Origin of the sequence: Maribacter cobaltidurans (assembly GCF_002269385.1) — a bacterium.
GTDB lineage: Bacteria > Bacteroidota > Bacteroidia > Flavobacteriales > Flavobacteriaceae > Maribacter > Maribacter cobaltidurans.
Genome location: NZ_CP022957.1, coordinates 1,368,928 through 1,394,562, shown reverse-complemented (window position 1 = coordinate 1,394,562; position 25,635 = coordinate 1,368,928). Strand labels below are relative to the sequence as shown.

The following is a 25,635-nucleotide window of genomic DNA, read 5'->3' as shown; positions in this document are numbered from 1 at the left end:
TTTAAATGGACTCAAAAAAGTTTGATGTATTTGTCATAGGAAGTGGAATTGCGGGGCAGACGGTTGCCAAAGCTTGTGCAGAGGCCGGAAAAAAAGTGGCAATTACGGAAAAAAGAGCGTTTGGGGGTACTTGTGCCAATAGGGGTTGCGATCCCAAAAAAGTGCTACTAGGGGCAACCGAAGCCGTTGAACAGGCAAATAACCTCAAACAAAAAGGAATTGTAAAAGCGATATCCATAAACTGGAAAAAGCTACAAAAATTTAAAACTGAGTTTACGGGGCCTGTTCCAGAGAGTACGAAGAAAAAGCTCAGTGATTTAGGAATAACCCTATTTCATGAGTCCCCAAAATTCATAGACGAGAAAACACTAACCATTGGAAAAAAGAAGGTTACGGCAAAAGTCATTGTCATTGCCACAGGTTATGAACCAAGAAAACTACTCTTTACGGGAAATAAATACTTGCAAGAAAGTGGTGATTTTTTAATGCTGAAAAAACTGCCTAAGCGTATTACATTTCTTGGTGCTGGATATGTAGGGATGGAATTTGCGCACATGGCTGCAAGGGCGGGTTCCAAGGTTGTGGTTATGGACAGCGGAGATTCAATTTTACACCCCTTTGATATAGATTTGACCAAAGAATTGAAAGACTATTCCGAGAAATTGGGTATTCGGTTTATTTTCAATGTAAACCCTGTTGCAATAAAGAAAAAAGGGAAAAAATATAAGTTTTCTTATACAGTAAACGAATCTCAAAAATCGATTAAAACAAATTTGGTTTTCAATACTGCCGGCCGTGTTCCGGCCTTGTCCGGCTTGGATTTGGAAAAAGGGAATGTGATTTTTGATGAGCAAGGAATTACCACCAATGCCTTTCTTCAAAGCACTTCGAATTCAAGAGTATATGCATGTGGGGATGTTTCCGACAAGAATTTACCGCTAACACCACTTTCAGGAAGGCAGGGTTATGTGGCATCGGAAAACATACTAAATGGGAACACCAAATCTTTGGACGTTCCCGTTATTCCTTCTGTGGTATTTACCTTGCCCAATTTGGCATCTGTTGGATATTCTGAAGAAGAGGCCAGGAGTAGATATAAGAATGTAATTGTTAACTATAAGGTAGTTCCTAATTGGTTTAATGCGAAAAGAATAAATGCACCGCTATATACTTATAAAATTATCATGAACAAACGTACCGGTGAAGTAGTGGGAGCCCATCTTTTAGGCCCTAATGCCGGTGAAACCATAAATATATTTGCGATGGCCATGAATCAAAAAATGACCGGGGATGATTTACAAAGAACCATATTTACCTATCCATCCTGGGCGAACGATATAAAGAGTATGGTATAGAATTAATTATCCTCTAAACGTTGCTTTAGTTTGTAGACCGGATTTGTATGTCTATTCCTATAACCATGAATCAAAGAAACAATGGTTAGAAGTATTGCGCCTGACATTGCAGTATAGGCAATGGCCGCATATGTATCTTGATGTCTTACAAAAATAGCCACCAAAGCCCAAATGCCCACTGCGCTAAATTCTCTCATATTCCGTTTCCAGATCATTAGAAGATTGATTAAAACGGCTATTATAATCATAATTAGTGTCCAAGTAATTTCTGAAAATGGACCACCTTCCCAATTTACTTTACTCAAATAGGCGGATATGTTGGCTACTGTGGCCACCGTAATCCAACCACTATAAAGACAAATTGGCCACCATATAAAAGCAATGATTGCAATAGGGGCATCCCATCGTTCCATGTTGGTATTCAAGATGACTTTAATGAGCGAGACTAGGATTCCGACCATAATCAATACCGAAAAGCCAACAAAGTCGTATAAAAAGGCAAATACCCAAGCACAATTCAAAATGTTGGCCAAGGCAAACCAAAATCCAGTTTGTTCTATGAAAGAACTTTCTTTATTGGAAAAAAAAGCCCTTCTAACTTGAAAAATAGAAAATGCCAATAACCCTAAAAAAATAAGGCCCCAAATAGCGAAGGCGTAACTGGCCGGTGTAAAGAGGTTGTCATACCGCTGGCTTATTCCCCTAATGGTTGTATTGTTGAATGAGAAGGCCTGGGCACTATAGTTGACTGCAATAACCCCTATTACAGATATTAGATTAAGAAGAGCAAATCCTTTTTTGGTCATAGTCAAAAGTACATGTAAAGAACCGTATTCGTTTGTCTAAACCAAAAATAAAAGGACTATTTACGATTTCTTCTTTTTTTCTTCACTTCCTTAATGGGAACGGGTAGCACGGCATCACCCAAAAGGGCGTAAACCTCACAATCTTCACAGGGTTCCATGGTATAAGAACCCGTAAACTCACCAAAAGCGGGTAAAATCATTTGGTCATTGGTCTTATAAAAACAAGGCAGGCGAACCGATTGTCTTCCCAGTCCGTTTAACCGGATAGCCGGATGGATATGTCCTGAAAAATTAAAATAATCCTCCCGTTCCTCCGGATGATGAGTGAGTAAAAATCCATCTAAAAGCAACTCCGGCAAAATTTGAATTTTTAAAGCCTCATATTTTAAGGGGGATATAATATCGTGATTCCCCGAAACCAAAATAAAATCCATTGTTTTTGACGTTACCCAAGCTTCGAACAGTTTCCACTCATTGTTGAGGTGCGAATGGAAGAGGTCGCCCAAAAAAATGACGGTCTTGGGAAGAAAGGTCTCCAAGGAATCATCCATGGCCGTAAAATTTTTTTGTATCGCTTGCTGGGGTACCGCTGCACCAAATTTTCTAAAATGGGAAACCTTTCCCAAATGGACATCACTTATGAGCAAAATCGATTTTTCTTCCCAGAAAAGGGCCCCGGAATAGTGCATTTGGAAAGACTGGTCACGAATGGTAATACCATGCATCATGAGGTAAAATTACCTATTTCTTCATCAAAATCGCTGCCATTCGTTTAATTCTGTCCTCCAATTTTTCGCTGGATAATTTTTCCCGGCTCAAACGGTCTGTAATTAAAGGAAAGGCAAAGGGAGTGGCCTTTTCGCATTGTTTCCACATGATGTTCTGTGTGGCGATACGTTCCAATGAAAGTCGTAATCGGCCTTCCTCCAGCTGGTGCTCAAAGGTTTCCGTAAATGCCTGTTGAAAGAGTAGATTGTCTGGCTCGTAATCTCGGAACACTTCGAACAATAACTGGGAATTGCTTTGTAGGTGCTTCATTTTTATTCCCTTATTCGGATACCCTGTAAATACCATACCGCTGATGATAGCAATGTCCCTAAACTTTCTTCGGGCCATTTCGGTCGCGTTCAGGCTCTTTTGAAGGTCGTCCAACAAAAAATCGGTAGTGAAAAGATTGTTGTCCAACACCTCCTGCATGTCTATGGGTTTATCCGATAAAAGTTCAAAGCCATAATCATTGAACGCCAGTGAAAAGGTAATAGGGGAGAGCAGACTGATGCGATATCCCAAAAGACTGCCCATGGCCTCGTGGACAAACCGACCTTCGAATGGATAAAAAACAGCGTGGTAGCCGTCACGACTTTTGAAGGTTTCAATTAAGAATTCATCCGGTTGTGGTACAATACTTTCCCGTCTTTGCCTTTCAAAAATATGGGTCAAGGATTGTATTTCAATGGACTGCTTTTCCCGCTCTTCGCCAGAACTATACAATTCGTTACGCAGTAATTCGGACATTTGGGCCGATAGGGTCAACCGACTTCCCATCCAACTGGAAACTTTACTGGTTTTCTTCTTGGAATTACGTACATGGACCTGCATATCCTTAATCCTGATAAACTCCAGGTTTCTGCCGGCGAAAGTAAATACATCGCCCTTATTGAGCTTTGAGACAAAGTATTCTTCTATAGTACCGATATACCCGCCTTTTTGATATTTTACAGTAAGGTTCACATCCCCCACAATGGTCCCGATTTGAAATCGGTGACGCATGGCCACACCGCGATTGTTCACCTTGAATCTCCCATCTTCCTCTACATCAACTTTTTTGTATTCATCATAGGATTGCAGACTTTGGCTACCCATGACCAAAAAATTCAATAGCCATTGCCAGTTTTCTTCGCTGAGTGCCTGATAGCAAAAAGTATCCGATACTTCCCTAAAGATTTCATTGGGATAAAACCCATCTGAAATGGCCAGTGTAGTCAAGTATTGGAGCAAAACATCATAGCTGTTAAGGTATGGAATACGGTCTTCCACAGTATTTTGTTTCACCGCTTTTTGAAGTGCCGAAGCTTCAATGAGCTCAATGGCATGTGTGGGAAGAAAATAAATGACACTTTCCTTTCCCGGTCGGTGGCCACTTCTTCCCGCTCGCTGTAAAAATCGGGCAACTCCCTTTGGACCACCAATTTGTACCACGGTCTCTACAGGAGCAAAATCAACACCTAAATCCAGACTGGAAGTACATACCACGGCCTTTAGGGTTTCATTTCTAATGGCATTTTCGACCCAAATCCTGGTTTCTTTATTGATGCTCCCATGGTGCATGGCGATTTCACCAGCAAATTCGGGATGCTTTTCCAATATTTTTTGAAACCATATTTCGCACTGACTTCTAGTGTTGGTGAATAGCAAGGTAGTTTTACTGTTATTGATAATTGGAATAATATATTCTAAAAGATGCAAACCAAGATGTCCTCTCCAAGGAAAGGTTTCCATTTTCTTTGGAATGATACTTTTAACCGTAATTTTTTTGTTGATGTTGGCCTTTATCATTACTGAATTTTCCAATGCTTCGGATTGGGGGCCTAAGAGGACTTCCCGTGCTTGCTCCATGTTTCCTATAGTGGCTGAAATACCCCAAATACGTAAATGTTTTGAAACGGTTTTGAGTCTAGAGAGCGCAAGTTCCATCTGAACGCCCCGTTTAGTACCTAAGATTTCGTGCCATTCATCCACAACTATGGAGGTGCAGTCCTTGAATATTTTATCATATCCTTTGGAGGCTAATAGTAGTTGAAGACTTTCGGGGGTCGTAATCAACAAATCGGGCATCTGTTTTTTTTGTTGTGCACGAGCTTTCGTCGAGGTATCTCCAGAACGAATACCTACGGTCATCTGAGTATCCAAATCCGTTACAACGCGCTCTGCAGATTGTCTTATTTCTTGAGACAGGGCTCGTAAGGGCGTAATCCAAACCGCTTTTAATCCTTTTTTATGCTTGTTTTTATAATCGGGATTTTGTTTGATATAATTGAGGACAATAGGAAACCACAAGGCATAGGTTTTCCCACTTCCGGTAGGGGCATTTAGCAGTCCGTGCTTTCCTTGCAGAAATGCTTTCCAGGTTTCTTTTTGAAAAGGAAAGGGTTTCCAATTCTGCTCTATAAACCAATTTTCAGCAATATCAAATAGTTCCTGCCTATTCATAAGGTTTTATGGTATCATTTCTTTAAGGTCCGATAGCGTATTGGCCTCATGAATAGTTTTATCCTTACGCCATCGTAACATACGGGGGAAGCGGGTAGCCACACCGCTCTTATGTCTTTTGGAAAGTGCAATCCCTTCAAAAGCGATTTCAAAAACATGGTGTGGGGTTACGCTACGTACTGGACCAAACCGCTCCAAAGTGTTTTTCTTTATCCAAGCATCCAATTTTCGGAATTCGGCATCCGTTAATCCGGAATACGCTTTTGCAAAAGTGACCAATTCCTTTTCTCCTTCCTCGTTCTCGTTCCAAAGCGCAAAGGTGTAGTCCGTAAACAAATTACTTCTTCTTCCATGACCTCGCATGGCGTAGGTTAGAACCGCATCTATGGTCAATGGATCTACTTTCCATTTCCACCAATCTCCCTTTTTTCGTCCTACTAAATAGGGGGAATCCTTTCGTTTAAGCATCAGTCCCTCGCTGTGTTTTTCTCGAGACTGTTCTCTTTCTAGGGCAACTTCTTTCCAAGAGGTAAAATCCATGGTTTCTGAAAGGTGTAGTGGAAGGTTACTTCGGCTCTGCTCAATGACCTTATTTCTACTTTGCTCCGTAGCTTTTGATTTCTGCTGGCCGAGCGTAGTCGAACCCACGCTGTCATATAAGTCCTCCAATAGTTCTCGACGCTCCTTAAAAGCTTTATTTCTAATATCTTCTCCTTTCCATTCCAAAAGATCATAAGCTTTCAATACAACCGGTACTTTGCTAAGTAAGTTTTTGCTGATGGTCTTTCTTCCAATTCGTTTTTGCAGGTCGTTGAAGTTACCTATTTGTCCTTTTGGGTAGGGTAGTATTTCGCCATCGATGACCGTTCCATTGGGAATAACGCCGATGAACTGTTCAAATTCCGGATACTTGTCCGTAACCAGTTCCTCCCCCCGGCTCCACACAAAGATTTCGTCGTTTCTCAAGATAACCTGCGAACGTATACCGTCCCATTTATGCTCCGCGAACCATTGTGATACATCGCCCAATTCCTCAGGTTCACCTTCAATGGCATAGGCCAAATAAAAAGGATAAGGTTTTGATAAATAGTCACTTTCGTTCTTTTCCAAAACCAGCTGTTGGAATGAAATTTTATCAGGGTCCCAATTTCCCATTAATTTGTAGGCCAGAATATCCTCGTCGATTTCCGTAGCTTTAGAAAGTGCTCGAGTCATCAATTTTTGGCTTACACCAATTCTAAATCCACCTGTAATCAATTTAGTGAACACAAAACGTTCATAGTAGTTGAGCGATTTCCAATTCTGATGTAAATAAGCTTTCTTAAAATCTTCAGGTTTGGATTTTAACGATTTTATCTCTTTTAAAAATGATGTGAGGCTTTTAGAAGAGGTTTTGTTCGAATTTGGGACTACCAAGGCAATAGTTTCGGCCAAGTCGCCTACGATATGATAACTTTCCTCGAACAACCAAAGTGGAATATTCGCGAGTTCAGAAGCCCATTCTCGTAGCAAGGTGGTGTTAACAGGTCTTGGTGGTCTCCTATGTGAAAGTATGGCAATGGTCCAAACCTTGTCCTTATCATCCGCCTGTTGAAAATACGCGGTAAGCGCATTAACCTTTACCGTGGTCTTATTGGTACTGTCCAGGCCCTTGATAAGTTGAGCGAATTTTTTCATGCGTCGGTATTCGATTTTGAAGATTCCAACTCGCCAAGTTCGCCTTCGTATTGGGTAGCTTCCGTACGGGCATCATAGCCCTGTTCCCTAAGGTATCGGGAGAAAATATCGCTATATCCATGCGTACAAATGATCTTTTCCGCGCCCGTAGCTTCAATACTGGAAAGTAACCCTTGCCAATCGCAATGGTCACTCAGCACAAACCCCTTATCAATAGCTCTTCTTCTACGTGCCCCCCTAAAGGTCATCCAACCACTAGCAGAAGCGGTGACATAGGGAACCATTTTTCGTATCCAAGTGCTTCCATGGGCACTGGGTGGTGCCAAGACCATATTGCCCAATAATTCTTTTTTGGTGGTTTCTCTGGTAATCAGTGTTGTCTTGGGAAATGAGACTAAGGGTCTTAGTACTTCCGTCATGTTTTCTATGGCCCCGTGAGTGTAAATCGAACCGATATCGGTATCCAAATATTTCAGTAATCGCTGGGCCTTACCCAGGCTATATCCAAAAAGTATGGAAGTTTTTCCGTCATTTTGATTTTCTTTCCACCAATCGTTGATATCCTGTAACACCTCATTTTGTGGAATCCATTTAAAAGCGGGTAGTCCAAAGGTACATTCGGTTATGAACGTATTGCATTTTATCGATTCGTAAGGAGTAGAAATGCCATCGTCCTCGGTTTTATAGTCACCGGTAAAGACCCAAACCTCACCTTTGTGTTCAACCCTAATTTGCGAAGACCCAATGATGTGTCCCGCAGGATGCATACTAAATTTTACATTATTTATGGTGAAATTTTCTCCCCATGCTACGCCTCTGGTGTTGATATTTCCAAGTCTGTGGGAAATGATGGGTATATTTCTATGATGCGTAATATATTTTTGATGACCCCATCTACTATGGTCTGCATGGCCATGGGATATTATGGCCTTATCAACAGGTTTCCATGGGTCTAGATAAACTCCTGCTTTTTCGCAATAGATTCCTTTATCCGTGAATTGTAGGAGTGGTGATTTCATAGCCAAGTGAAGTTACAAATTTGAGTACAAACAAAGTTGTACCCGATATAAACTATGACCTCTAAAAAAATTATATTTGCTCAATAATTTAAAATACAACTATGTCTATTGCAGATTTATATACCAGTGGGGAGCACAGAAGAAACCTGGCCCATTTTGCGGCTTTGGCCACACTTGCTTCCGTGGACGGGGAGGTTAGTACCGAGGAGAAACAATTGTTGGACCGCTTTGCTACCAAATTGGATATTACCCGCGCAGAGTATGCTGAGGTACTGAAGAAGGAGAATAAATATCCGATTGAAGCAACCCATGATTCTGAAAAGCGGTTGGAACGTTTGTATGATCTATTCCGTATTGTTTATTCCGACCACGAAATGGACCCAGAAGAGAAAACCCTGGTAAAAAAATATGCCATCGGTTTGGGTTTTAGCGGGGATAAGGCCGATAAGGTTATTGAACGTTCCGTTCAGATTTTTGGCGGAAAATTGGATTTTGAGGATTACTTGTATTTGGTTAAAAAATAGTTTATAAGTAAAGAATAGAAAGGGAGCTAAATCGCTCCCTTTTTTATTGGTATTTTTTAAGGAATTCCTGAAGCTTTCCAACCATTTGTTTACTGCCACAGAAAAAAGGTACCCGTTGGTGTAACTCTGTTGGCTGAATATCAAGTATGCGTGTTTTACCCCCTATTGCAATACCATTTGCTTGCTCTGCAATAAATGCCATGGGGTTACATTCGTATAACAATCTCAATTTTCCATTTCCGGTAACACTGCTTTTAGGGTACATGTAGATACCTCCTTTAATCATGTTTCTATGGAAATCCGATACCAAGGAACCAATATATCTAGAGGTGTACGGTCTATCACCTTCTTCCATTTGACAGTATTTGATGTAGTCTTTTACCCCTTGGTGAAAATGAACATAATTTCCTTCATTGACCGAATAGATTTTTCCAGTCTCTGGAAATTGCATTTTTGGGTGAGATAGATAGAATGTTCCCAACGCCGGATTAAGAGTAAATCCATTGACGCCATCCCCAGTTGTATAAACTATCATAGTGGAGGTGCCATAAACCACATACCCTGCGGCAACCTGTTGGTTTCCGGGCTGTAAAAAATCTTCAATAGTCACCGGGGTACCTACCGGGGTAACCCTCCTATAAATGGAAAAAATAGTACCCACGGACACATTTACGTCGATATTTGACGAACCGTCCAAAGGATCAATCAAGACCACATATTTGTTTTGATGGTTTTCATCACTGCTATTTATAGAAATGAAACTATCCTCCTCTTCAGAGGCGATACCACAGACTATTTCACGATTCGTAAGCGTCTGAATAAATTTTTCATTGGCAAAAACATCCAACTTTTGCTGATTTTCACCTTGAATATTAGTTTCGCCTGCAGTACCTATAATATCTACAAGCCCAGCTTTGTTCACCTCATGGTTGACCACTTTGGCCGCCAATCGAATGGCGTTGATTAGCTTGGATAACTCTCCTGACGAATATTGAAATGATTTTTGATTCTCTATAATGAACTCCCCTAAAGTCTGTTTTCTGTTGGTTGTCATAGGAAATGGGTAGATTTCACTACAAATATCGCTTATTTTGTGAAACTCTTGCGTTTGGTTTTTCACTTCTTTATTTAAATTTATAACTTTGTGTTTTATTTGTAACAACTATGGATTTTACAATTAGACCTTCCCAAAAAGAGGACATGCCCCAAGTTTTAAAACTGATTCAGGAGCTTGCTGTATTTGAAAAGGAAGATAATGTTGTAGAAGTGACGGTATCTGATTTGGAGCGCAGTGGTTTTGGACCAGAAAAACACTTTCATTGTTTTGTAGCCGAAAATGAAGACGTTGTTGTAGGTATGGCTTTGGTATATCCTAGATATTCAACTTGGAAAGGGCCCATTATTCATTTGGAGGATTTAATCGTAACCGAGAATATGAGGGGAAGCGGTTTGGGTACCGCTCTGTTGAACGAAGTAGTCAAATATGGAAGGAATTTGGGGGTGAAAAGAATAAGTTGGGAGGTTTTGGATTGGAATGAACCGGCCATTGATTTTTATAAAAGTAAAGGAGCCGATGTAAAACGGGATTGGGACGTTGTGCATTTGGATGAAAAGGGAATTGCCAATTATTTGGTCAATATTTAAAAAGGAAGAAGCGTAGGAAGTTTATGAGAATATTTAAGTTTGGTGGTGCATCTGTTAAAGATTCAGATGCCGTGAGAAATGTTGTAAACGTATTGCAACAGGTTGGATATGAAAATACCTTGTTGGTGGTTTCCGCCATGGGTAAGACCACTAATGCCATGGAAGAAGTGGTCAATGCCTATTTTAAAAATAAAAAGGATATCCCTTCCAAAATATCGGATATAGTAGAATACCATAATGGTATCATTTTCGAGCTTTTTGAAAACAAGCAGCACAGGATTTATCAGGATTTTAGGGTGTTGATCGATGAAATCAATGGTTTTTTGGTCTGGAATAAATCGCCCAACTATAATTTTGTGTATGATCAAATTGTGGGCTATGGGGAGTTGATTTCTACCACGATTATCAGTGCCTACCTAAAAGAGGTTGGTATTGCCAATAATTGGTTGGATGTACGCAATTATATTAAAACGGATAATAGTTACAGGGACACTACTGTAAATTGGGAAAGAACCCAGAAAAATGTGGCTGATATCGATAGAAGAGTTCTTAACATTACCCAAGGTTTTTTAGGAAGTGACGATAATAATTTTACCACTACCTTGGGCAGGGAAGGATCGGATTATACAGCTGCGATATTGGCCTATTGTTTAAATGCCGATTCCGTTACTATTTGGAAGGACGTTCCCGGGGTCCTTAATGCCGATCCCAGATATTTTAAAGAAACACAGTTATTGAACAATATTTCATACAGGGAAGCCATAGAGTTGGCATTCTACGGAGCTTCGGTAATTCACCCAAAGACACTACAGCCTTTACAGCGAAAAGAGATACCTCTTCACGTAAAATCATTTTTGAATCCTAAAAATCCAGGAACAACAGTGGGCAAAGGAATGGGTATAGAGCCAAAGGTTCCCTGCTTCATCGTCAAGAAGAACCAAGTACTCATGAAGCTGTCCTCCTTGGATTTCTCGTTCATGGTGGAAAACAATATCAGTGAGATTTTTAAACTCTTCCATGAGTATAAAATCAAGGTTGATCTTATTCAAAATTCCGCAATTAGTTTTTCCGTATGTGTGGATAACAAGTTTGGGGGACTCGAGGACTTACTTCAACAATTAAAAGGCAAGTTTAAAGTGGTACACCATGAAGATGTGTCCTTATATACCATTAGACATTTCAACACCCAAGCTCTTGAATCGCTGCAGAATGGTCATGAGATCCTTTTGGAACAAAGAGGTAAGGAGACCGTACAGTTGGTGGTAAAATAAGGTTGATAAATACTTTTCATTTAGATAAAATAGTGACCTAGTCCTGCTATTGTCTATATTTATAGTTAGAAATAGAATGGATATATGGGTTTAGTGACCGCAAAGGAAGTAGCAAAAGCCGTTAACTTGTCCAAGTTTGGCTTTCTAGGAACTTTTATGGGTTGGGCATTGATGAAGGTGACGCGCATCTCCGGTGTTAACCGGTTTTACGATAGTATTTCCCATTTAGAGGGACCTGAATTTACCAAGGCGGTTTTGGACCATTTTGAAATCGATTTTGAGATTCCGGAAGAAGATTTTAAAAGATTGCCAAAGGAAGGTCCCTTCATTACGATTAGCAACCATCCCTTAGGTGCCATAGACGGTGTCTTATTGATGGATCTAATGCTTCCAAAAAGACCGGATTTTAAAATCATGGCCAATTTTCTTTTGCAGCGAATGGTTCCTTTGGATCCTTATATTCTTCCGGTTAATCCTTTTGAAGGACATAAGGATGTAAAGAGCAGTGTCATGGGGTTTAAAAAAACCCTGGAACATTTAAAAAATGGACATCCTTTGGGCATTTTTCCGGCAGGTGAAGTATCCACCTACCGAGATGGAAAATTGATTGTGGACAAACCTTGGGAGGAAGCTGCCCTAAAGCTTATCAGAAAGGCGGAAGTACCCGTAGTTCCTATTTATTTTCATGCCAGAAATAGTAAGCTTTTTTATAGGCTTTCCAAGGTGAACGATATTTTTAGAACGGCCATGATTCCTTCCCAGGTGTTTTCGCAACATAGCCGACCCATAAAAATACGAATTGGTCAACCTATTTCGGTTCAGACCCAGAAGGAACAGGAAAGTGTGTTGGAGTTTTCGGATCTGTTAAGAAGGAAAACTTATATTCTTTCGAACGCTTATGAAAAGGAACGACTAATCGACCAATTGCCAGCTTCCCTTAAGCTACCCAAACCTCCAAGAAAAATTGCTTCTGCAATTCGAAAAGAAGTGATGCAGGGAGAAATTGAAAAATTACGTGAAAAGGATTGCCGTCTGTTGCAAAGTAAAAATTACGAAGTCTTTTTGGCTAAGGAAAAAGACATGCCCTTTATCCTAAAAGAAATTGGTAGACAGCGCGAAGTTACTTTTAGGGCCATAGGGGAGGGGACCAACAATGCCATTGACCTGGATAAGTTTGACTCATACTACTACCACCTATTCCTTTGGGACGATACGGAAAAGTGTATTGTAGGGGCATACAGAATGGGATTGGGCTCAGAAATTTTTCCAGAGTACGGTATTGATGGTTTTTATTTGCAGGACTTGTTTCGTGTAGAGCCGGAACTATATGGAATGATGAAAAATTCCATTGAAATGGGTAGGGCATATATTACCAAAGAATATCAACAGAAACCTATGCCCTTGTTTTTGCTGTGGAAAGGAATCGTACATACAACCTTAAGACATCCAGAGCATAAGTATCTTATTGGAGGCGTGAGTATAAGCAATCAATTCTCAAATTTTTCCAAATCCTTGATGATAGAGTTTATGAAATCCAATTATTGGGATCCATATGTGGCACAATACATACGACCCAAAAAGGAATTCAAGGTGAAGCTCAAGGATGCGGACAAAGAGTTTGTTTTTGATGAAACACAGGCCGACTTAAATAAATTCGACAGAATGATTGATGAGGTGGAGCCGGGTAGTCTGCGTTTACCCGTTCTCATAAAAAAGTACATCAAACAAAATGCAAAGGTGGTTGCCTTCAACGTAGACCCCTTATTCAATAATTCCGTGGATGGCTTAATGTACATTAAGATTGCCGACTTGCCAGAGAGTACCGTTAAACCCGTAATGGAGGAGTTTCAGGCAGAGTTGGAACGAAAAATGGCGGAAGCGCAACAGAACCCGGAATAGATTATTTTATACCGACTACTGTACTTCTTCTTTCGTAAAGCACATTGTCTATCCATTCGCCTTTTAGGTTGCCTACACGCTCCCTAATGCCTATTTTCCTAAACCCTACGGATTCATGAAGTTTTAAACTTGCCTTATTGGACGGAAAAATTCCGGATTGTAGGGTCCAAAAACCCTCTTTTTCACTTTCCAAAATCAAGTGTTGCATCAGGGCCTTTCCAATACCCATTCCTCTATAGTTTTTGCCAATATATACGGTTACTTCTGCAACGCCTCTGTACACATGACGGCCGGAAACAGCGGATAATATGACCCATCCGGCAATCTCCTTTTTAGAGATTGCGACAAATCGACAATTTTTTAGATGGGCACTGTCCCACTTCTCATAACTGGGAACTATGGTTTCAAACGTAGCCATACCCGTTTCTATACCTTCTTTGTAGATGTTGGACACTTGATTCCAATCAGAGGAATCCATTGTTCTTATTATAAGCATTGTAACCTACAGGGATTTTAACAGCAACCGCTACTAGGAGCACATTCTGATACCGTTTCGGCAACGGTTTCTGGAATACCGCACGTTTCCTTCGCCTTGCAATCCGTTTGTTCCACGCCTAACTTAAAGATTAAATTTTCGCCGCTGACTTGATAATCGTTCACATACAGTTGTGAAGTGTGAAAGGAGGCATTACTATATTCAAACTTTACCTCTACTTCCCTTTCCATAGGCTTTATTTTGTCCACCTTGTTTAGGATGGAAAGAGCTTTGTAGGCGGACATGTAATCGCGTTTACCCTTTTCTTTTGGGCTTTCCCATAATTGAATCACGGTTTCCTTCCAAAAGTCGGGATTTGCACCACAATCAATGGAGTCAATGGTTACGTTTTTAACTTCCGTAATGTGATAATGGGCTCCCACAAATTGTCCAGGGGTATATTCAAAAAGTAAGTTCTTAGTTGAATTTTCCTTGAGGATGTTTAAAAGTTCTTTAGTCTTCATGATGAAATTATTTAGTTAACAGCAATTTGTTTTGGTCGAATTAAAAAAGGAGTTTAACAATTCTTGTATTGCAGACCATTTTTTAAGATTAATACAGTAGCATACCTTTTTGCCCTCTATCTCGCCAGAAATAAGATCAATACTCTTTAATTCTTTTAGATGTTGGGAAATGGTGGGCTGAGCCAAACCAATTTCGTCCACAATATCATTACAGATACAGGCTTCTTGTTTGCTTATATACTCAAGAATGGCAATCCTTGCCGGATTGGCCAAAACTTTGAATATTGTAGCCAGTTCATTCTGTTTTTCGTTAAAGATCTGTGTTTTGGTAACTCCCATTTTTAATATTTATATATTGCAATATTACGATAATAATTTGAAATTAAAAAGACTGAAGGAAAAATTCAGTCTTTAAATATGATTATAGGCTTTTGAACCAGTCTTGGAAATATTCGCCAAGTCCAACTATGGGAACCATTTTATCATTTGCAGCATTTACAAGACTTATTATTATAAGTACTACACAAATAATAAAAGCAAAACACCCCACAACCGGTATAATACCTAGTATGAACCCTAAAATCCAAATTCCAAGGGTTTGCCGAATATAGTAGCTACCAAACTCTGTTTTATTTTGACTATTCATTATTAGGGCAACTATCCATCCAATAACGGTGATATGTGCAATGATGGCAACGGTTTTGCCACTGTCCGGATTTTTCGGGTCAAATGTTTGTTTTAAATCTTCTTTGAAATCATTGGCAGCGTCCTCTGCCTTATCTCCAAAGTCTTTATTTTCTTCTGACATGGTATTGTTTTTTTGGTGGTTAACTATACTTTAAATGTAAAGAATAAAATGATATCACAAAAATGCTTTATCAATGGGTTCCCAAAGTTCTATTTTATTACCGTCCGGATCCAAAATCCATCCAAATTTACCATAGGAATATTCCTCAATTTCTCCTACTACCGTTACTCCTTCCTCTTTTAACACTTTCAAAAGTTCAACCAAGTTTTCCACCCTAAAATTCATCATAAATTGGGACTTGCTTGGTTCAAAATATTTTGTATCTTCTTTCATAGGACTCCACTGTGTAGAACAGTCTTTTCCTTCTTTGTCTTTCCACCAAAATGTACATCCATAATCGTCGGTGTTAAGTCCTAGATGGTTTTTATACCATTCTTTAATTTTGTTGGGGTCAGATGTCTTAAAAAAGAATCCGCCTAATCCTGTCACCCTGTTTTTCATGTGTTTGTTATTTTTTAGTGTTTTTCTCGTAAAGGTTTATCCATTCCTGTATAGTCATTTTTCCTGTGAGCTCCGCAATAAGTTTATAAGGAATATCGTCCATGCTCCTAAATCGAACACAACTTTTGCCCATATCCAGTTTACGTTTACAATGTTTTGGATATTCCAATGTAAACCATTCCAAGAGTGCAGGATCGGCATAAAGGCCGGAATGGTACAGTGCGATAAAGTTTTTCTGTGATGCTAGATTTATAAAGGGTAGGGGAAGTTCCGGTTTTACATGATATCCTTTAGGATATATGGAGTGGGGTACTACATAACCCAACATACCATAACTCATTTGTTCCTCGAAACCCTCAGGTAGATTTTCCAGAATTTGCTGTCTAATTCCCGAAATCACTTTCCTTCTTTCTTCGGGCAATTGGGAAATATAGTCTTCTGGAGATTCTGCCTTGTACTGCATCTTAAACGTGCTGATCTATAAGAATAGGGTTTCCATCAGGGTCCAAAAGGGTAATACTTGCCGGACCGGATGTGCCTTCTTCAACTTCACGGACCAAATTTAACCCCTTGGCTTTCAACATTTTTTGAAGTTCTCGAATATCGGTAAAGCTATTGAGGGGATTGGCATTGGAATCCCAACCAGGATTATAGGTGAGGATGTTCTTTTCGAACATACCTTGAAACAGTCCTATTGTAGAGGTTTCATTTTTTAGAATCAGCCAATTTTGTTCAATATTGCCATGGAAAACCGAGAAACCCAAGGCTTCATAAAATTCTTTGGAAGCTTTAATGTTTTTTACGGAAAGGCTGATGGAAAAAGTGCCTAAGTTCATTTTAAAGGTGTTTAAGGTTGACTATCAATCCCTTAAACTACAAATTTATTTTTGATTTTATTCACCACGGTCTGCGCCAATTTGATTTTGCTCTCTACCGTCCATCCGGCTACATGGGGAGATAACAATACGTTGTTGGCTTTGGTCAAATATTCAAAAGCCTCTGGAAGTCCGTCCCCGGTAAACATATTTTCAAAAGAGGATTTTTCGTATTCGAGAACGTCCAATCCCGCACCCAAAACTTTTTTTGATTGTAGTGCACTTACCAAATCCTCGGTCTTAATGCATTTTCCCCTGGCCGTATTGATGATCCAGATATTTTTACGGAACTTATTTAAAAATTCCGAATTGATCATACCTATGGTCGATGCCGTCTGTGGAACATGCAAGCTCAACACATCGGTGCGCTGGTGTAATTCCATGATGCCCACTTGTCTGGCGTTTTCGTCCTCAACGCCGCCTTCAATATCATAGCAGATGACCTCGTCAACATCAAATCCTTTTAACTTTTTCGCGAAGGCCTTACCCATATTTCCATACCCAATAATACCAACGACCTTGCCCTCTAATTCAACCCCACGGTTTCCTTCCCGGTCCCATTTCCCGTTTCTCACTTCCGCATCTGCCTTATTAAGATTGTTGAAAAGGGACAATAACATACCCAAGGCGTGTTCGCCTACCGCATTACAGTTACCTTCTGGAGCGGCGGCCAAGAATATGCCCAGGGACTTGGCATATCTGGTATCAATATTTTCCAGTCCCGCGCCCAATCGGCCTATGAATTTTAAGTTTTTTGCCTTATCCAAAAAGGAAGCGTCAATGGTAAACCTACTCCGGATAATGAGTCCGTCATACGCTGCTATTTTATCTTCAATCTCTTCTTTTGATGATGTGTAATCCTCATCATTCTCAAAGCCTAATGCATTGAACTGCTCTATAATCAAAGGGTGGTTAACATCTACATGGAGCACTTTCATAAGGTCTTTTATATTTTTGGATAATGGGTTTGGGTCATTTCATGTTCAACGTTTCCAGTGTGGGCCGTGGAAAGTTTTTCAAATAAAAGCACGTGAACCTCTTCATCATTTTTGGTCATAGGGCAGTGTTCTACGCCCTTGGGTACAACAATTAGTTCCCCTTCCTTGACAACCTCTGTCCTGTCTCTGAACTGCATATATAAGGTTCCTTTTAACACTTGGAACAATTCATCCTCATGCTCATGGGCATGCCAGACAAATTCACCTTTTAGCTTTGCCAAAAGCACCTGCATGTTATCTACCACGGCGATTTGTTGAGGATGCCAATGGTTGGTGAACAGGGAATGTTTTTCCTTAAGATTTATAGTTTCCATTTAAAATTAGTTCAATGAAATTATGACCGCTTGATAAGGTAATAAATTAACTTGGTAATTATTTATGGAAAGAGATCCGTAATCATTTGTACATTTTTTATTCAAGTCCATTCCTTCATCTTTAGATTCTTGTTTTTCTCCTCTTCACATCCAAGGCATAAAAGTGCAAGAAGAATGGGTACTAGGAGAAATCGGTTCATAATAGATATTTAAATGTTCTTACTGGATATTGCCGATGTTTTCGAGACCTTAATTTAAGCAAAAAGTATATTAAAAATAGACTTCCCATCTAGACTTATATGCCTAAGATAAGTTTGGCGATCATAAAATAAATAAGAATGCCAAAAATATCATTACTGGTAGTAATAAAAGGACCCGTAGCGATTGCGGGATCTATCCCTCTTTTATGAAGGAAGAGGGGAATGAAGGTTCCAATAAAACCGGCCACTACAATAACCGCAATCAAGGATATGGAAATAGCCAGCGAGGAAAGAAAGGCTCCTTGCCACACCCAAGTAAATAAAAGTAAAATTGTAGCCAGTATGACTCCATTAAGTAAGGCCAGAAGCATTTCCTTTACAAGTCTATTACTTATACTGCCCTTAAGGTCATCGTTTGCCAGACCTTGAACGATAATAGCACTGGACTGAACCCCTACATTTCCGGCCATGGCGGCAATCAAGGGGGTAAAGAAAAAAAGTACGGCATGTTTTGCGATCATTTCCTCAAAACCTCCCATAATAGCGGCTGCGCCCAGGCCTCCAAATAATCCCAAAATCAACCATGGTAGCCGGGCACGGGTTAATTCCCATACACCATCATCGGCTTCCACATCTTGGGAAATACCAGCGGCCATTTGATAATCCTTATCAGCTTCTTCCCGGATTACGTCCACGATATCATCTATGGTAATACGTCCTACCAACCTGCCGATCTCATCCACTACGGGAATGGCTTCCAAATCGTATTTTGACATGATTTTGGCGACCTCTTCCGGTTTTTCATTAACATTGACAGAATCTACCTTGGCTATGTAAACGTCCTTGATATGGGTTTTGGTAGAAGTAGTCAATAAATCCTTTAGGGACAGTCTTCCAATAAGTTTATCCTCTTCGTCCACTACATAGATGGAATGCACCCTGGTCACATTTTCTGCCTGTGCCCTCATTTCCTTTACACAGGTCAAAACGTTCCAGTTTTCCCTCACTTTGACCAACTCTTTGGCCATAAGACCACCGGCGGAGTTTTCATCGTAACGTAAAAGGTCTACAATGTCCTTGGCGTGTTCCCGGTCCTCAATTTCAGAGATGACCTGCTGTATCATCTCCTGTGGGAGTTCCCCAATGATATCGGCGGCATCGTCCGTATCCAATTCTCCTAGCTCATCAGCGATTTCCTTGGAGGAAAGATTTCCAAGAATGGCCTCTCGCACGTCTTCATCCAATTCGGTCAGGACATCGGAGGTCTTATGGCTATCCAGAAGTTTTATAAGATAAGTGGCCTCATCTTCGTTCAGTTCATTGATGATTTCTGCGATATCGGCATAATGTACATCCCCCAATAGGGAATTCAACTCGGTATCCCTTTGGTTTTCAATGAGCTCCTCTATTTGCGCTATGAGTTCCTCTGTGAGTTTAAACGGTGTCATTTGCTATCTTCTTCGTCAACGCAATAAACCCGGAGACGGAAAGCTGTTCCGGACGTTGGTCAAATATAGCATCTTCTTTAAGATTATCTGAAAGTCCAAGTGTTTTTAAACTGTTGCGCATCGTTTTCCTTCTTTGGTTGAAGGCGGTCTTAACTACTGTAAACAACAATTTTTCATCACAATCTAGAATATATTCTTTTTTCCGGGTAAGGTTCAATACCCCAGACTGCACCTTGGGCGGTGGGTCAAAAACTTGGGGATGTACCGTAAATAAATATTCGGCATCGTAAAAAGCCTGCGTCAAAACCGATAAGATTCCATAGGTCTTGTTTCCTTCGCTGGCACATATACGTTGGGCCACTTCCTTTTGAAACATCCCTGAAAATTCTGGTATCTGACTTCTCATTTCCAGCATTTTAAATACAATTTGCGTAGAAATGTTATAAGGGAAATTCCCGGTTATGGCAAACGGCTCATTGCCAAACAGGGTTTGCAGGTCATAGTTAAGAAAATCCGCTTCCACCACTTTAAGGGAACCATTGCCTTGTAGGACCTTGGCGTGTTCCAAGGGAAAGCTATGGTTAAGATAGATGATAGAGTCCGCATCCAGATCCATGGCGACTAGGTCAATCCCGCGGTTCAGAAGGTATTTTGTGAGAACCCCTGTTCCAGGACCTATTTCCAAGACCTTTTCATATCCTTCCAACGAGAGGGTTTCAGCAATTTTTTGCGCAATGGCTTCGTCCTTCAAGAAATGCTGGCCAAGGTGTTTTTTGGCCCTGACCGGACCTTCTTGTTCTTTGTTCTTGACTTTGTCATAACGCCCATTCTTGTTTTTCTTTCTTTTCTTCCCCATTACATCTCTTTAGGCATTTATTTTGCGAGGTATACCCAAGCTTTCTTCCCCGAACTTAGAAGGACTTCCCTACGCTCATAGGCATCCCCTTCATAATAGTCGGCCTTTTGGAGTTCCTCATCGGTGAGGACATACACTGTTCCCTTAATTAAATCCTCTGAATTTTGACTTGTTTCTATTGTTGGATATAGCCCCGCGACTTTATATTCTGATATTTTATGTCCGTGTAATATATCATCAAAACCACCTAGTAACCTCGAAAACACACCCAATTGTACTTCTTTTTCCTTTAAGGTTCCATACGTGAAGAGGTGATGAGTAGCGGTATTCCGATGAACGAAAAATTCATCAATAACCTCCAGCTCTGTCCTAAAAGAAATTATTTGGTCCGCAAAGAGCTGTAGGGCATCTTCCCTAAGTTTTGGAGCATCTTCCTCGTAGTATGCCTGTAGAATTTCCTTGCTCGCCGCCGTATATTGTACGGAATACGTTTGTCCGGTACCTTCCTCTGCAAGTACTTTGGTCATTTTTGCACTTAAAAACTTACCTGTGGAAAGCACTTGGGGAATATGGATTGTTTTCATCCACTGAAGCCATTTTTTATGGGCTTTATCCTCAATGTTGGTGGTAACGTTATATATATACATGGTCAATAATAATACTGTTGGTATGGTATATAGGGCTTTTAGCTACTTGATGCGAAATCCTACTTAGTTTATGGCATCACCCCTTAATAACCTGAAATTCTTTCTGGCCTGCGGAAAATAATAACTGTCCTGATAGTCATAGATGATGCGTTCATAATACGTTTTGGCTTTTTCCTTTTCGTTCAAAACATTTCTATATAATTCCCCAAGGGCGAAATAGGCATCATCGGCCAAGATACCGTTTCCGTAGAATTCTACAATCTTTAAGTAGTTGAGCTCCGCTTTTTCATACTCTTTTTTAGACTCGTAAAGTTGGGCCTGTTTTAACAGGGCTTCGTCCTCTATTTTTTCCCCTTTATGGTTTTGGAGAATGTCATCCAGAGCTGTAATGGCGTCGTCCGTTTTGTTCTGATAGGCCAAAAAGTCTGCCCGTGCATACTTTTTTAAAGCTGTTTGTGTAGAATCTTCCAAGGAATTATCGGAAATGAGCAGGCTCAACTGCATGGCATCATTTGCTATAAGCTGGGAAGTAGACCCCCTAAGGACTTTGAGCTGTGTCAACGCCCAATCAAAATCGCCCTTATAAAAACTGGTCTCTGCCACTTTATAACGGGCATCCTGTCCCATAACATCGTTTTTTAACTTGTCCTGAATCTGGGAAAAGTAAATAAGGGCCTCGTTAAATCGCCTATCGTATACTAAAATATCCCCCAAGGCCAATTTTATATAGGCCTTGCTTCGCTCGTTCATGGGAAGCTCCAAACTATTTTTAAGAAGTTCAATGGCCGGAACAGGGTCATCCTTTTTAAACGTAAGAAATCTGGAATAGGCCACTTGAAGCTGAAGTGTTTGGGTTTGATATCCATATTGATCAATGAGCGCCTCGTATTGTTTTTGAATATTGTCCAACTGATTCTTACCAGCCTCTTCCAGTACAATATCTATCAGGTGCAACTCCGCATTCAATTGCACAATAGGGTCAGTACTAACGTCTTTTATGTATTCAAAAATTTCCTTCGCCACCTGGTTTTCATTTTCTTCAAGCGCTACGGCCCCCAAATTTTCCAATCTTCCTGTGGAACTTCCTTCCATACGCTTGAATATGGCCTTTTCCTGCCTAAATGCACTACTAAATTGCTTTTGTTTAACGAACAACCAGCTAAGAAGTTCGTTCCACAGAACATCCGGATTTTTCTGAGCTTTTTGAAGTAGGAGTACTCTTAAGGTTTGATTGTTTACATCTTCCGGGTCTTGGGTTATAAAGTCATCAATACTTCTAAGGATATTGGATTTTGATGTTTTGTTGTTCATTAAAAGTTCCAAATATGAATTGTACATACGTTCAATATCACCTTGTTCTCCGTAAATTCTGGCCAATTGATAGTTGTAGTCCAGGGTTGGGTTTAGTTCCATGGCCTTTTCTAAGGCCGCAATGGCCCTATCCAATAAAGTATATTTTTGGAATTGATAACCCAGTGCATATCCATAGTTTGGATTTTCCTCTATAAACCTCAAGGCCTTGTCATAATACTCATCCGCCTTATCCGGCAAATCCTGAAGGGAATAGTTATAGCCCATTTCAATCAACAAGGTGGGATGAGGGTTTCTTTGGTTTAACTGTTCGGTTAAGTAGGCCTCAACATCATCGTACCGTTCCAATTGTTGATAGCAGGCTATTAGACCTTGCAAGTAATCTGTACGCCTAGGGTTTTCCTTGGCCAATTTTTCATAGAAAACAACAGCCTTTTCAAAATCGCCGTCCGCAAAGTATTGCTTGGCCAAAAAGTCCTCCTGTGCAGATATGCCCGAGAAAAAAAGGAAAGCCAATAAAAAAAAAGAAAACCTCATGCTTGAAATTTATCAAATTTACGGAAGCTGAATAAAAGAATCTGTTAAGTGAAGCATAATTAGGGTAAGTCTATGTCTTTATAGTCCAAGGATTAATGCGAAAAATACACAATATTAAACCAGTTGTAAATTTTTAATATGTAGGAATAGGATTATATCGTAGCTTGTATTATGTAAAAGAAACCGCTCAAATCAAATATAACATAAATGGAAACCAGATTTTTAGGGTCTAAAACTAAACGCTTTTATTTTAACAACGGGGCAGAGGATGTTAGTTATGTGGTAATCTATGGTGATGAGCTACAGGTAGAACCCTTAGAGGACAATGTTGCCGAGAGTTATAGAACGGCCATATATAGGGGAAGAACGGGCAAAATAGCGTCAAATACTACCTTGTTAAAAAAGCGAAGCCTTGAGTTCTATTTTTTGGACATTGGCCAAGGAGACGCCTCGTTTACCGTTACTCCGGATAACATAAAGATTTTGGTAGATGGCGGGTTAAAGGACAGGGCTTTGGGATTCCTAATTTGGAAATATAGGTTGGACCAGCCCGATACTAGCGTAGTAATAGACCATTTGTTTTTAAGCCATGCGGATAAAGACCACATAGAAGGCTTGGCGCCACTGTTGAGCCATCCAAAAATTACGGTCAAACATATTTATCATAATGGCATTGGATTATTTTCCGAAGGGCATAATACAGAATTGGGAACTGTGCAGGATGAAAGATTGGTGACCCTTCATGATACTGTGGAAGATTTATCAGGTCAAAAATTAAAAGATAGTTTTAAGACTTGGATAGATGCCGTAAGCACATCGGATGCCACCTATAAAAGGGTAGATGCTTCGGATGGTTATTTGCCCATAGGGGATGCCAGTGTTCAATTGGAAATTTTGGGACCCACCCTGGAACAGGACAATACCTTGAAATGGTTTAATGGAAAATCACATACCATTAATGGTCATTCATTGATTTTTAGAATGGACTATGGCCATGTAAGAACCTTTTTTTCCGGGGATCTCAACATTGAAGGCAGTGAACATCTTTTAAGCATACCAGGAAATACCTTAAAGGTCAATGCCCATATTTTTAAGGCGCCCCATCATGGAAGCCACGAATTTTCACAAGATTTATTGAACCATGTAAATCCCATGGTTACTGTAGTTTCCTCGGGGGAAACACCGGACCATGGCCATCCCAGAGCGGTGTTTTTGGGAGGGTTGGGACTAGCCGGTAGAGGAAGAATGCCACTCATTTTTTCTACGGAACTATCGGCCCTATTTATTGATGCAGGGGATGTAGAGGCACAAGTACATTCAGATTCAGAAGTAACCACACTGGATGACCTTGATTTTTCCAATTCTACCTCAAATTCTGAAGCCCGTCAACGATTTAAAAAGGTTTTACCGGGAATTATCAATGTACGAACCGATGGTGAACGCATCTATGCCTTTAGACGTGTCCAGATGGGATACCAATGGGAATCCTATGAATTAAAATATAATGACCTCTAGGTGTTAATCGATGAGGTCAAATCCACAGTAAGGGACCAAAACCTCAGGAATTTGGATTCCTTTTTCCGTTTGATAATTTTCCAATATTCCGGCCAAGACTCTGGGTAATGCCAAGGAACTGCCGTTGAGGGTATGTGCCAATTGACTTTTGCCGTTTTCATCCTTATACCTCAATTTTAAACGGTTTGCCTGATAGGTTTCAAAATTGGAAACGGAACTTATTTCCAACCATCGGTCCTGAGCCGTTGAGAAAACCTCAAAGTCATAGGTTAGCGCAGAGGTGAAACCTAAGTCACCGCCACATAGTCTTAAAATGCGGTAGGGTAGTTTCAAATCCCTTAAAATGCCCTTTACATGTTCCACCATGGCATCCAAGGCTTCATAGGAATTATTAGGGTGTTCAACACGAACAATTTCCACTTTGTCAAATTGGTGCAATCTATTTAAGCCTCGTACATGTGCACCATAACTTCCCGCCTCTCTTCTAAAGCATGGGGTATAACCCGTATATTGAATAGGAAAATCACTTTCCTGTAGAATGGTGTCCCTAAAAATATTGGTGACCGGAACTTCTGCAGTAGGAATTAAGTAAAGGTCGTCCGCGGTTACATGGTACATCTGCCCTTCCTTGTCAGGCAATTGTCCAGTACCGTATCCGGAAGCTTCGTTCACCAAATGGGGCACCTGCATTTCTGTATATCCGGCATCGGTGTTTTTATCAAGGAAATAGGAAATCAACGCTCGCTGTAAACGGGCTCCTTTTCCTTTGTAAACTGGGAATCCTGCTCCGGCAATCTTGACCCCAAGCTCAAAATCGATTATATCGTATTTTTTGGCAAGCTCCCAATGGGGTAAGGCATTATCTACTAATTTGGGAATATCACCTTCCTTAAAAACTTCTTCATTGTCCTCCTCAGAACTACCGGCGGGAACCAAATGATGTGGAACATTTGGTATCTGATACAGAAGGGATTGAAGTTCTTCTGCCGTATTGGCCAAGTCCTCCCCCAATTGCTTGGATTCATCCTTTAGGGTAGATGTTTTTTCCTTTAAGGCATTGGCTTCTTGTGCCTTTCCCAATTTGAAAAGCATTCCAATTTCCTTGGAAAGCTTGTTGGATTCTGCTAGGATATTATCCAATCGTGTTTGGGTAGCACGTCTTTTTTCGTCCAAAAGAAGTACACCGTTCAACATGGATTCGGCATCAATATTTCTTTTCTTAAGGGCTTTGATGATGTTATCCTTTTCCTCTCGTATGACCTGTAATTGTAGCATTGCTCC

General features: G+C 40.3%; 26 protein-coding genes. 6 read left to right on the top strand and 20 right to left on the bottom strand.

The window, feature by feature from the left end:
- The first annotated feature begins 5 nt into the window (after positions 1–5).
- On the top strand, positions 6–1,355 hold the full coding sequence (locus CJ263_RS05925) for a dihydrolipoyl dehydrogenase family protein (RefSeq protein WP_094996416.1): 1,350 nt from the start codon (positions 6–8) through the stop codon (positions 1,353–1,355).
- Between the two features lie 2 nt (positions 1,356–1,357).
- On the opposite strand, the gene CJ263_RS05920 is transcribed toward CJ263_RS05925, so the two are convergent.
- Genes CJ263_RS05920 through CJ263_RS05900 form a run of 5 tightly spaced genes read right to left on the bottom strand, consistent with a single transcriptional unit; the run spans position 1,358 to position 8,067 of the window.
- Positions 1,358–2,161, bottom strand: coding sequence for a hypothetical protein (locus CJ263_RS05920; protein WP_094996415.1), 804 nt, complete (start codon positions 2,159–2,161; stop codon positions 1,358–1,360).
- A gap of 56 nt (positions 2,162–2,217) precedes the next feature.
- On the bottom strand, positions 2,218–2,889 hold the full coding sequence (pdeM, locus tag CJ263_RS05915) for a ligase-associated DNA damage response endonuclease PdeM (RefSeq protein WP_094996414.1): 672 nt from the start codon (positions 2,887–2,889) through the stop codon (positions 2,218–2,220).
- A 13-nt stretch (positions 2,890–2,902) separates the two neighbouring features.
- Entirely contained in the window at positions 2,903–5,371 is a 2,469-nt protein-coding gene (locus CJ263_RS05910) for a ligase-associated DNA damage response DEXH box helicase (protein ID WP_094996413.1), read from the bottom strand.
- Positions 5,372–5,377: 6 nt separating this feature from the next.
- A complete protein-coding gene (locus tag CJ263_RS05905) occupies positions 5,378–7,048 on the bottom strand; it encodes an ATP-dependent DNA ligase (RefSeq protein ID WP_094996412.1) in 1,671 nt (556 codons plus the stop codon).
- Entirely contained in the window at positions 7,045–8,067 is a 1,023-nt protein-coding gene (locus CJ263_RS05900; RefSeq protein ID WP_094996411.1) for a ligase-associated DNA damage response exonuclease, read from the bottom strand. The genes CJ263_RS05905 and CJ263_RS05900 overlap by 4 nt, the downstream gene beginning before the upstream one ends.
- A gap of 101 nt (positions 8,068–8,168) precedes the next feature.
- On the opposite strand from CJ263_RS05900, the gene CJ263_RS05895 reads away from it, so the two are divergent.
- A complete protein-coding gene (locus CJ263_RS05895; RefSeq protein ID WP_094996410.1) occupies positions 8,169–8,591 on the top strand; it encodes a tellurite resistance TerB family protein in 423 nt (140 codons plus the stop codon).
- A gap of 43 nt (positions 8,592–8,634) precedes the next feature.
- On the opposite strand, the gene fbp is transcribed toward CJ263_RS05895, so the two are convergent.
- A complete protein-coding gene (gene fbp / locus CJ263_RS05890; protein WP_094999130.1) occupies positions 8,635–9,645 on the bottom strand; it encodes a class 1 fructose-bisphosphatase in 1,011 nt (336 codons plus the stop codon).
- A gap of 110 nt (positions 9,646–9,755) precedes the next feature.
- Here fbp and CJ263_RS05885 point away from each other — a divergent pair, with 110 nt between their 5' ends.
- The 3 genes from CJ263_RS05885 to CJ263_RS05875 all read left to right on the top strand — a co-directional run bounded on the left by CJ263_RS05885 (position 9,756) and on the right by CJ263_RS05875 (position 13,405).
- A complete protein-coding gene (locus CJ263_RS05885) occupies positions 9,756–10,235 on the top strand; it encodes a GNAT family N-acetyltransferase (RefSeq protein ID WP_094996409.1) in 480 nt (159 codons plus the stop codon).
- 23 nt (positions 10,236–10,258) lie between these two features.
- Positions 10,259–11,506, top strand: a complete 1,248-nt coding sequence (locus CJ263_RS05880) for an aspartate kinase (protein WP_094996408.1) — start codon at positions 10,259–10,261, stop codon at positions 11,504–11,506.
- A gap of 84 nt (positions 11,507–11,590) precedes the next feature.
- Entirely contained in the window at positions 11,591–13,405 is a 1,815-nt protein-coding gene (locus tag CJ263_RS05875; RefSeq protein ID WP_094996407.1) for a GNAT family N-acyltransferase, read from the top strand.
- A 1-nt stretch (position 13,406) separates the two neighbouring features.
- Here CJ263_RS05875 and CJ263_RS05870 read toward each other — a convergent pair whose 3' ends face one another.
- From CJ263_RS05870 to CJ263_RS05810, 13 genes are all read right to left on the bottom strand, one after another.
- Positions 13,407–13,901 carry a GNAT family N-acetyltransferase gene (locus tag CJ263_RS05870; protein WP_094996406.1) on the bottom strand — a complete coding sequence of 165 codons (495 nt, stop codon included), beginning with the start codon at positions 13,899–13,901 and terminating at the stop codon, positions 13,407–13,409.
- 17 nt (positions 13,902–13,918) lie between these two features.
- Positions 13,919–14,404 (bottom strand): DUF6428 family protein, encoded by a 486-nt coding sequence (locus CJ263_RS05865; protein ID WP_094996405.1) that lies wholly within the window; start codon positions 14,402–14,404, stop codon positions 13,919–13,921.
- Between the two features lie 15 nt (positions 14,405–14,419).
- Positions 14,420–14,743, bottom strand: a complete 324-nt coding sequence (locus CJ263_RS05860; protein ID WP_094996404.1) for an ArsR/SmtB family transcription factor — start codon at positions 14,741–14,743, stop codon at positions 14,420–14,422.
- Between the two features lie 82 nt (positions 14,744–14,825).
- A complete protein-coding gene (locus CJ263_RS05855) occupies positions 14,826–15,212 on the bottom strand; it encodes a hypothetical protein (protein ID WP_094996403.1) in 387 nt (128 codons plus the stop codon).
- A gap of 54 nt (positions 15,213–15,266) precedes the next feature.
- Complete coding sequence (locus CJ263_RS05850) at positions 15,267–15,653, bottom strand: VOC family protein (RefSeq protein WP_094996402.1); 387 nt, start codon at positions 15,651–15,653, stop codon at positions 15,267–15,269.
- A 7-nt stretch (positions 15,654–15,660) separates the two neighbouring features.
- Positions 15,661–16,116: a DUF1801 domain-containing protein gene (locus tag CJ263_RS05845; protein WP_094996401.1), complete on the bottom strand. Its 456-nt coding sequence runs from the start codon at positions 16,114–16,116 to the stop codon at positions 15,661–15,663.
- A gap of 1 nt (position 16,117) precedes the next feature.
- A complete protein-coding gene (locus CJ263_RS05840) occupies positions 16,118–16,489 on the bottom strand; it encodes a VOC family protein (protein ID WP_094996400.1) in 372 nt (123 codons plus the stop codon).
- A 32-nt stretch (positions 16,490–16,521) separates the two neighbouring features.
- The gene (locus CJ263_RS05835; RefSeq protein ID WP_094996399.1) at positions 16,522–17,466 is read right to left on the bottom strand and encodes a 2-hydroxyacid dehydrogenase; all 945 of its coding nucleotides are present in this window, start codon (positions 17,464–17,466) and stop codon (positions 16,522–16,524) included.
- Between the two features lie 8 nt (positions 17,467–17,474).
- Positions 17,475–17,840 (bottom strand): cupin domain-containing protein, encoded by a 366-nt coding sequence (locus CJ263_RS05830; protein ID WP_094996398.1) that lies wholly within the window; start codon positions 17,838–17,840, stop codon positions 17,475–17,477.
- Positions 17,841–18,135: 295 nt separating this feature from the next.
- Complete coding sequence (gene mgtE / locus CJ263_RS05825) at positions 18,136–19,488, bottom strand: magnesium transporter (RefSeq protein WP_094996397.1); 1,353 nt, start codon at positions 19,486–19,488, stop codon at positions 18,136–18,138.
- A complete protein-coding gene (gene rsmA / locus CJ263_RS05820; RefSeq protein WP_094996396.1) occupies positions 19,475–20,344 on the bottom strand; it encodes a 16S rRNA (adenine(1518)-N(6)/adenine(1519)-N(6))-dimethyltransferase RsmA in 870 nt (289 codons plus the stop codon). Before rsmA ends, mgtE begins: the two co-directional genes overlap by 14 nt.
- 17 nt (positions 20,345–20,361) lie before the next feature.
- On the bottom strand, positions 20,362–20,991 hold the full coding sequence (locus tag CJ263_RS21385) for a DUF4286 family protein (protein ID WP_308423266.1): 630 nt from the start codon (positions 20,989–20,991) through the stop codon (positions 20,362–20,364).
- A 63-nt stretch (positions 20,992–21,054) separates the two neighbouring features.
- Positions 21,055–22,839, bottom strand: coding sequence for a tetratricopeptide repeat protein (locus CJ263_RS05810; protein ID WP_094996395.1), 1,785 nt, complete (start codon positions 22,837–22,839; stop codon positions 21,055–21,057).
- A gap of 207 nt (positions 22,840–23,046) precedes the next feature.
- On the opposite strand from CJ263_RS05810, the gene CJ263_RS05805 reads away from it, so the two are divergent.
- Positions 23,047–24,354, top strand: a complete 1,308-nt coding sequence (locus tag CJ263_RS05805; protein WP_094996394.1) for a ComEC/Rec2 family competence protein — start codon at positions 23,047–23,049, stop codon at positions 24,352–24,354.
- A gap of 3 nt (positions 24,355–24,357) precedes the next feature.
- Here CJ263_RS05805 and serS read toward each other — a convergent pair whose 3' ends face one another.
- Complete coding sequence (gene serS / locus CJ263_RS05800) at positions 24,358–25,629, bottom strand: serine--tRNA ligase (RefSeq protein ID WP_094996393.1); 1,272 nt, start codon at positions 25,627–25,629, stop codon at positions 24,358–24,360.
- Positions 25,630–25,635 lie beyond the last annotated feature (6 nt).